The sequence below is a fragment of the Streptomyces hainanensis genome, assembly GCF_004348415.1.
Lineage (GTDB): Bacteria > Actinomycetota > Actinomycetes > Streptomycetales > Streptomycetaceae > Streptomyces > Streptomyces hainanensis.
The window spans coordinates 1-7,694 of the sequence record NZ_SMKI01000388.1 but is presented as its reverse complement, the minus strand read 5'-3'; the positions used below and the strand labels follow the sequence as shown (position 1 = coordinate 7,694).

Genomic DNA, 7,694 nt, shown 5'->3' with positions numbered 1-7,694 from the left:
GAGGCGGCTCGTGAGCCGCTCGCCCGCACAACGGGCCCACGGCGGGGCGCCCCACCACGCCCCCGCGGCGGCCGGAAACGGGACCGCCCGGCCCCGCGGCGGGGGCCGGGCGGCGGGCGGCGGCCGGGGCCGGACAGCGGACTGCCCCCGCCCGGCAGGCCGGACGGGGGCAGTCGGTGCGCGCCGGCGGTCACCCGCCGGCGCCGGGGTCACCCGATGGAGGCGCCGTAGGCGTTCAGGGCCTCGACGACCGGCTGGAAGTACGTCGTGCCCCCGGAGGAGCAGTTGCCGCTGCCGCCCGAGGTCAGGCCGATGGCGGTGTTGCCGGAGAACAGCGGGCCACCGCTGTCGCCGGGCTCGGCGCACACGTTGGTCCGGATCAGACCGGACACGATGTCGCCGCCGCCGTAGTTGACGGTGTAGTTGAGGCCGGTGACGGAGCCGCCGCGCAGGCCGGTGGTGGAGCCGCTGCGCTGCACGGACAGGCCGTTGGTGGCATTGGCCGCACCGGTGATGGCCCGCGTGGTCCCGTTGTACAGGTTGACCGAGCTCGGCCGGGGCAGCGAGGTGTTGCTGACCCGGATGATGCCGTAGTCGTTGCCCGGGAAGCTGCTGCCGGCGGTGGCGCCGATCGAGGTGCTCAGGCCCGAGTTGGTGTACCAGCCCGGGTTGCCGTCGGTGCAGTGCCCGGCGGTCAGGGCGTAGGCCGTCCCACCGATGTTGACGTTGAAGCCAAGCGAGCAGCGCCAGCCGAGGGAGGCGTAGATGGCGTCGCCGCCGGCGATGTAGCGCTCGAGGGCGCCCTCCGTGCGCTCCACGGAGATGGCGCTGCCGAGCGTGCCGGCGGCCTGCCTGATCTCGGCGATCTCGGCGCTGGTGACGCTCTCGTCGGCCGTGACGACAACGCGGTTCGTCGCCTTGTCGACGGTCCACGCCGTGCCGGCCACGTCGGCGTCGAGCACCGCGTTGCTGGCCGCGGTCAGTTGGGCCGCACTGAAGGTGGAGACGGGTTCGGCCTGGGCCGCGTTCGGCAGGGCGAAGGCGGCGGCGGCCAGCAGACCCGACGAAGCGGCGATCAGCCGGATGCGACGGGACGTGCCTCTGTGGGGGTTCGTGCGCTTCAAACTCACTTGTACTTCCTCCAGTAAGGAATCCGGGGCCCGTTGGGTAGACGGGCCCGTGAGGCGTGGCCAGGAGCGGGCTGTGGGGCATGCCCCTGACAAGCGCTGCCCGAAGTCTTCTCACAGCCGGCCCCGTTGAAAAGAACGCGTTTCGGCCAGCCCGGACCCAGCCGTCTCACCCGTTCGGCGCAGCGGAATGCCTTACGCTGCGTCAGCGGGCGGATACTTCCTCCGTGTCGCTGACGGACCGCGCCGAATGCACCAGAACCGTCACGAAACCCGATTAGCTTGGCTATCCCCTTGGCGCATTGTCAGCATCATGGACCACGATAGGAATGCGGATGAGTACAGGGCCGCGAGAGGAGAAAGGAGGAGTCCATGGGATCGGTGCGGAGGGCGAGTGCCTGGTTGGGCCTCGTCGATGACAGCGAGATGCGTTACTACGACGACGACGAGTACGCCGAGGGTCCGGAGCCCGGCGACAACGCGGGGCCGTGGACCACCGACCCGCGGGTCCGGGTAGCGGCCGAGGTCGCACACGACCAGGGCGGTCGCATCGCGATGATCACCCCGGACGGCTTCCGGGACGCTCGTCGCATCGGTGAACTCTTCCGCGACGGCATTCCGGTCTTGATCAACCTGACGGTGCTCGACTCGGGCGACGCGAAGCGCGTCGTGGACTTCGCCGCCGGCCTCATCTTCGGTCTCCGCGGCTCGATCGAGCGGGTGGCCACCCGGGTCTTCCTGCTGACGCCCGCCGACTACGAGGTGGTCAGCAACGAACGCCACCGGACCTCCGAGGACGGCTTCTTCAACCAGAGTTGACACTCTCCCCGCCCGGCCCTCGCGGCCGGGCGGCGGTGCGCCGGCGCGGTGCCCGGCGCGGTGGGCGTCAGGCGTCAGCGGAACGCGTCGAGGCCGGTCAGCGCCTTGCCGATGACCAACTGGTGCATCTCGCTGGTGCCCTCGTAGGTCAGCACCGACTCCAGGTTGGCCATGTGCCGCAGCACCGGGTACTCCATGGAGATCCCGTTCGCCCCCAGGACGGTGCGGGCCGTGCGGCAGATCTCCAGCGCCTCGCGCACGTTGTTCAGCTTGCCGAAACTCACCTGCTCGGGCCGCAGTCGGCCGGCGTCGAGGCGGCGGCCCAGGTGGAGGGCGAGCAGCAGGCCCTTGTGCAGTTCCACCGCCATGTCGGCCAACTTGGCCTGGGTGAGCTGGAAGCCGCCGATCGGCCGGCCGAACTGCTCGCGGACGCGGGCGTATCCGAGGGCCGTCTCGAAGCAGCTGCGGGCCGCGCCGAGCGCGCCCCAGGTGATCCCGTAGCGGGCGTGGCTCAGGGCGCCCAGCGGGGCGCGGAGGCCGCGCGCCTCGGGCAGCACGGCGTCGGCCGGCAACCGCACGCCGTCCAGCACCAGTTCGCTGGTCACGGAGGCCCGCAGCGAACCCTTGTGGCGGATCGGGGTGGCGGTGAAGCCGGGCAGCCCCGCCGGGACCAGGAAGCCGCGGACCCCGTCGTCGGTCCCGGCCCAGACGACCGCCACACCGGCCAGCGAACCGTTGGTGATCCACATCTTGCGGCCGGTCAACAGCCAGTCACCGCCGTCCCGTTCGGCGCGGGTCCGCATCCCGGCCGGATCCGAACCGTGGTCGGGCTCGGTCAGCGCGAAACAGCCGATGGTCTCCCCGCTGGCCATGGCGGGCAGCCAGTGGCGGCGCTGCTCCTCCGAGCCGTAGCGGTGGATGGCGTACATGGCCAGCGAGCCCTGGACGGAGACCAGCGAGCGGATCCCCGAGTCGGCGGCCTCCAACTCCAGGCAGACCAGCCCGTACTGGACGGCCGACGCGCCGGCGCAGCCGTACCCCTTCAGGGACATGCCGAGGGCACCGAGCGCGCCGAGTTCCCTGGCGAGCTCCCGGAGCCCGGGGACCTCGCCGCGCTCGTACCACTCGGCGATGTGCGGCAGCACACGCTCCCGCGCCCACCGGCGGGTGGCGGCGCGGACGGCCAGGTCGTCCTCGTCGAGGAGTTCGTCGATGCCCAGCGGGTCGGCGGGGTCGAAGGGTGGCGGAGCGTCAGCGGTCACCGCGCCGACGTTACGGGCGGGTAACCCCGGTGGGCAAGAGCGGCCGCCCGTCCGGCTCCCGCTGTGGCGCCGGCACCTCGGCCGCCGCACACAGCCGGCGCGGCAGCCGGCAGGCGGCCAGGGCGCCGAGCAGCAGCAGCACCGCGCTGGCCACCAGCGTCAACCGCATGCCGTGGACGAACGCCTCGCGGGCGGCGTCCCGCACCGCCTCGCCCCGGGCGCCGCCGAGCCGGTCGGCCACGGTGTACGCCTCGCCGAGCGAGTGCCCGGCCGCCTCGGCGTCCGCCGCGCTCACCCCGGAGAGGTCGCGGACCGCCGGGCCGTACATGGCGTTCATCAGGCTGCCGAGCAGCGCGATGCCGATGCCGCCGCCGAACTGGTACGCCGTCTCGCCGACGGCCGCGGCGCCGCCCGCCTGGGCGGCCGGCACGTCGCTGAGCATCGACTCGTACGCCGCGAACAGCGTGGTCTCGAGGCCGAAGCCGAGCATCACGAAGCCGAGGGTCATCAGGATCGGGCGGTCCTCCTCGCCGAGGCCGACGAGCTGCGCCACGGCCAGCGCGGTCAGCCAGAAGCCCAGCACCACCATCAGCCGCGGACCGAGCCGCCGCAGCAGCCAGGATCCCGCGAGGCCGGCGGCGACGGCCGCCAGGCTCATCGGCAGCAGCCGCAGCCCGGCCTGCAGCGGCGAGAGGCCGAGCACCAGTTGCAGGTACTGGGCGGCGACCAGCGCGAGGCCGACCAGGGCGAGCACGGTGAGCACGATGCAGCCGACCGAGGTGCCGAAGGCCGGCCTGGCGAACGCGGTCAGGTCGATGAGCGGATGGCTGGCCCGGCGCTGCCGGCGGGTGAAGAAGACGAGCAGTCCGACGCCGGCCGACGCGGCCAGCGCGGTGCCCGGCGTGACCAGGTCGCCGGTGCCGATCCGCTTGAGCGCCAGGATCAGGGAGAAGAGGCCGGTGGCCGCCGTCAGGGCGCCGACCACGTCCCACGGCCCGGAGCGGTCGCCCGACGACTCGGGCAGCAGCAGCCGGGCGACCGGCAGACAGACCGCCATCAGCGGGATGTTGACGAGGAAGACCGATCCCCACCAGAAGTGTTCGAGCAGCAGCCCGCCCACCAGCGGGCCGAGGGCGGCGCCCACCGCGGCCACCGCGCTCCAGATCCCGATGGCCAGCGCCCGCTCCCTGCGGTCCGGGAAGACGTGGCGCAGGATGGACAGCGTGGCCGGCATGATCATGGCGCCGCCGACGCCGAGCAGCACCCGGGCGCCGATCAGCACCCCGGCGCTCGGCGCGTAGGCGGCGGCGAGGGAGGCGACACCGAAGCAGGCGTAGCCGGCGAGCAGCACCCGGCGCCGCCCCACCCGGTCGCCGAGGGTGCCGAAGAGGATCAGCAGCGAGGCGCAGACGAGCGGGTAGGCGTCGACGATCCACAGCAGTTCGACGCCGTCGGGCCGCAGCCGCTCGCTGACGGCCGGCACCGCGACGTGCAGCACGGTGGCGTCGACCGCCACCACGAGCAGGCTGACGCAGAGCACGACCAGGACGAACCAGCGGCGGACGTCGTCGCCGTGGTCGCCGGAGCGGCCGGCACGGTCCCGGGCGGCTCCGGGCAGGGGCGTCGTGGGCATCAACGCACCTCCGTGTCGCGCGTGACATCCACTCACCACCGCGGGGGAATCCCGGTGGCGCGAGGCACCGGGCACGGCGGAGAGGGCAGGACGGTGTGACAGCGTACGGCAGGCTCGCCCGGACGCTCGAACGCGCCCGGCCGAGCGTCCGAACCTCGAAGATCCGCACGCTCGTTCACCTGAGGGCATGACGAATACCGCTCGGCGAGCCACGAAGAAACGATGAGCCGACCACGTCGAAAATATCCGGAGCGTCAATTCCCGCCGCCCGCGCATTCGACAATGAGAGGGATCCCCGGCGGGCGAAAAGGTTGGCGGCACATCACATCGCCATTACGAAGACCGGGGCGGGCAGGAAGCCTGCTATCACGGGCTGTAATCTTGAAAAAGTGCGTACCGACCGACTCCTAGCCCGCCTCGAACAGGAGCCACAGCCGCCCAGCATGCCGGTTCCCGAGATGAGCCGCACGCGCGCGGCGCTCCTGTGGGCCACGCTGGGCTTCTACGTGGCCATCGTGGCGGCGGTGCTCACCACGTCCTGGCTCGTCCGCCTCGACTGGCAGGTGATGCTCTTCCGGCCGTACAAGCAGTGGCCGGAGCTGCACGCCTTCCTCGACTACTTCGTGGTACTCGGTCAGCGCGGTCCCACGGCGGCGCTGGTCGCGGCCTGGCTCGGCTGGCGCTCGTGGCGGCAGCGCACACTGCGTCCGCTGTTGGTGATGGCCTGCTCGCTGCTGCTGCTGAACGTCACGGTCGGCGCCGCCAAGCTGGGCATGGGCCGCGAGGGGCCGCACTACGCGACGGTCATGGGCTCGAACGAGATGTTCCTGACCGGCGATATATTTCCGTCAGGACACACCGCCAACGCCGTGGTGACCTGGGGGATCCTGGCCTATCTGGCCACCACCCCGCGCGCCCGGCGCAGCCTTTCGGTGATCGCGGCCGTCTGCGCGCTCGGCGTCGGCGCCACCACCGTCTACCTGGGGACGCACTGGGTGAGCGACGTGCTGCTCGGCTGGGCGGCCGGGCTGCTGATCCTGCTGGCGCTGCCGTGGTGCGAACCGCTGATCAACCGGGTGGACACCCTGCTGCTCGCGGTGCGGGACCGGGTGTTCGGCGTCACGGGCGCCTTCGGCTCCGGCCTGCCGCCCCGGCTCGGACCGACGCCGCTGCCGGTGCCGGCCGCGGCCTCGATGTCGGGCGACGAGCCGCTGCCGCACGGCGACCAGGTTCCGGGCGTGGCGGCGCGGGCCGGCGCGGCGCAGCGCGCCGCGAAGTTCAGGCCGCGGATCCCGAACCGGGCCCACCCGGGAGGCCGCCCGGACCACCCGCCGGCCCGGGCCGTCGGCAGCCGCTGAGTCAGCCCTTCCAGCAGCGCACGACCTCGCCGTCGCGCACGGCGAGGTTGAGGCGGCCCGGCATGAACTCCATGGTGACGATCGCGTCCGGCGGGAGTGTGCGCACCGTGGACCAGCCGCGCCCCCTGGCCTGCCGCTCGGCGGCGTCGGCCGCGAGGCCCACGTACTCTTCCGGCCGGTCGTCGGGGGTCCGGGGCTGCTGGGGTAGAGGTGACATGCGGCCCACCGTACGACCTGGCGGCGGCCGCCGACACCCCGAAGGTCAGGGCCGGATCGGGGAACTGTCACGCTTGTGTCACAGCGACCGCCCGCGGGACCTGTTCGGCGTAACGCACCCCTCGCGTAATTGGCGGCACCGAACGGACCCCACCGAATTTCCGTTCGCCATTCGCCGCCGGTGTTTTCCGCGGCCGTTTTCCCGAGCCGCTCGACCGATTACGGGCGCACGGAAAATTCACCACCGCGGTGAACGATGGTGAACTCCAGTGATTGTCATGGCATTGGCACTTCACCTCTGACGGGACGATTGCCCGCCCCCCGGGCGTGACCCCCACACCGCTCCCGCCGTTGTGCACGGGGCACCTGACGCCCCAGGGCGCTCAGGGCCGTCCACGACTTCCGCAGCCCGAACTGAGGAGCGACCGTGTCCCCCTTGCTCGACGTCAGCGACGACGTACGCGCCGAGATCGGCGACGAAGAAGCCGAACGGCTGCTGGCCGGCGACAACGCGCCGAGCAGCTACGACTGCACCTCCTGCCGTACCCCGGGCAACTCGGAGCAGGAACGCACCAGCACGGTGCTGTTCGTGGCCGAGGAGACGGCGGTGCTCGCCTTCGCCCACGCCTCCTGCATCCCCTCCCAGGTGGTCTCCGTCTCCGAGGAGCAGCTGAAGGGCGCCGTGAAGTCCATCACCGGCGAGAGCCCGAGCCAGCCCATGCCGGCCGCCGACGGCGAGGTACGGCCGGCGCCGGGTCAGGCGGTGCTCGGCGTCACCTGCGGTCAGATCCTCGTCGGCGACGAGTTGCACGCCGCGATCGTGGTCGAGCCCACCGGCCCGATCGCCCGCCCCGGCTCCGACGGGCCGGGCGACGACTTCCTGCCGCTGCTGATCGAGGCCGGCTTCATGCCGGTCATCGACCTCACCGACCAGCCGGCCACGTTGCCCGGTTGGTCGGTGCTGCTGGCGATGGGCCAGCTCCACGCGGTCCTGCAGGGCCAGCAGGGCGGCGGCCAGCCGGTGGCCTGGTGGCAGGCCCACCAGCCGCTCACCGTCACGGACGGCTGGCGGGCCTGCGCCAACCAGCGGCAGTCGGTGGTCGTCTTCGCCGCCCCCTCGGGCGCCATCGGTCAGCAGCCGCGGGAGGACATGCTGCGCGACGCGCTGGAGAAGGCCGCCGCGGGCGGCCTCCTGGTCGCGGCGACGATGCCGCTCGCCGGCACGTAGGCCTGGCCGGCCGGGCTTTTGCGGAGCCGGGGCCGTCGGGGGGTGCGGGGG

7 protein-coding genes are annotated in these 7,694 nt (G+C 72.6%); 3 read left to right on the top strand and 4 right to left on the bottom strand.

Annotated features, from left to right (window positions below):
- Window positions 1-209: 209 nt before the first annotated feature.
- The gene (locus tag E1283_RS27805) at window positions 210-1,130 is read right to left on the bottom strand and encodes a S1 family peptidase (RefSeq protein WP_132820916.1); all 921 of its coding nucleotides are present in this window, start codon (window positions 1,128-1,130) and stop codon (window positions 210-212) included.
- 369 nt (window positions 1,131-1,499) lie between these two features.
- On the opposite strand from E1283_RS27805, the gene E1283_RS27800 reads away from it, so the two are divergent.
- Window positions 1,500-1,946 carry a cell division protein SepF gene (locus E1283_RS27800; protein WP_132820915.1) on the top strand — a complete coding sequence of 149 codons (447 nt, stop codon included), beginning with the start codon at window positions 1,500-1,502 and terminating at the stop codon, window positions 1,944-1,946.
- Between the two features lie 74 nt (window positions 1,947-2,020).
- On the opposite strand, the gene E1283_RS27795 is transcribed toward E1283_RS27800, so the two are convergent.
- Complete coding sequence (locus E1283_RS27795; protein ID WP_132820914.1) at window positions 2,021-3,208, bottom strand: acyl-CoA dehydrogenase family protein; 1,188 nt, start codon at window positions 3,206-3,208, stop codon at window positions 2,021-2,023.
- 10 nt (window positions 3,209-3,218) lie between these two features.
- Entirely contained in the window at window positions 3,219-4,841 is a 1,623-nt protein-coding gene (locus E1283_RS27790) for an MFS transporter (protein ID WP_132820913.1), read from the bottom strand.
- A 443-nt stretch (window positions 4,842-5,284) separates the two neighbouring features.
- Between E1283_RS27790 and E1283_RS27785 the strand changes: the two genes are divergently transcribed.
- Window positions 5,285-6,199, top strand: a complete 915-nt coding sequence (locus E1283_RS27785) for a phosphatase PAP2 family protein (RefSeq protein WP_425086241.1) — start codon at window positions 5,285-5,287, stop codon at window positions 6,197-6,199.
- Between the two features lies 1 nt (window position 6,200).
- Here the strand turns inward: E1283_RS27785 and E1283_RS27780 are convergent, their stop codons facing one another.
- Window positions 6,201-6,416: an I78 family peptidase inhibitor gene (locus E1283_RS27780; protein ID WP_132820911.1), complete on the bottom strand. Its 216-nt coding sequence runs from the start codon at window positions 6,414-6,416 to the stop codon at window positions 6,201-6,203.
- A 426-nt stretch (window positions 6,417-6,842) separates the two neighbouring features.
- Here E1283_RS27780 and E1283_RS27775 point away from each other — a divergent pair, with 426 nt between their 5' ends.
- The gene (locus E1283_RS27775) at window positions 6,843-7,643 is read left to right on the top strand and encodes a hypothetical protein (protein WP_132820910.1); all 801 of its coding nucleotides are present in this window, start codon (window positions 6,843-6,845) and stop codon (window positions 7,641-7,643) included.
- Window positions 7,644-7,694 lie beyond the last annotated feature (51 nt).

Excerpts from the sequence above, each read along its gene's own strand:
- E1283_RS27785 (WP_425086241.1), top strand. The coding sequence starts at position 5,285 with ATGCCGGTTCCCGAGATGAGCCGCACGCGCGCGGCGCTCCTGTGGGCC.
- E1283_RS27780 (WP_132820911.1), bottom strand. The coding sequence starts at position 6,416 with ATGTCACCTCTACCCCAGCAGCCCCGGACCCCCGACGACCGGCCGGAA.
- E1283_RS27800 (WP_132820915.1), top strand. The coding sequence starts at position 1,500 with ATGGGATCGGTGCGGAGGGCGAGTGCCTGGTTGGGCCTCGTCGATGAC.
- E1283_RS27790 (WP_132820913.1), bottom strand. The coding sequence starts at position 4,841 with ATGCCCACGACGCCCCTGCCCGGAGCCGCCCGGGACCGTGCCGGCCGC.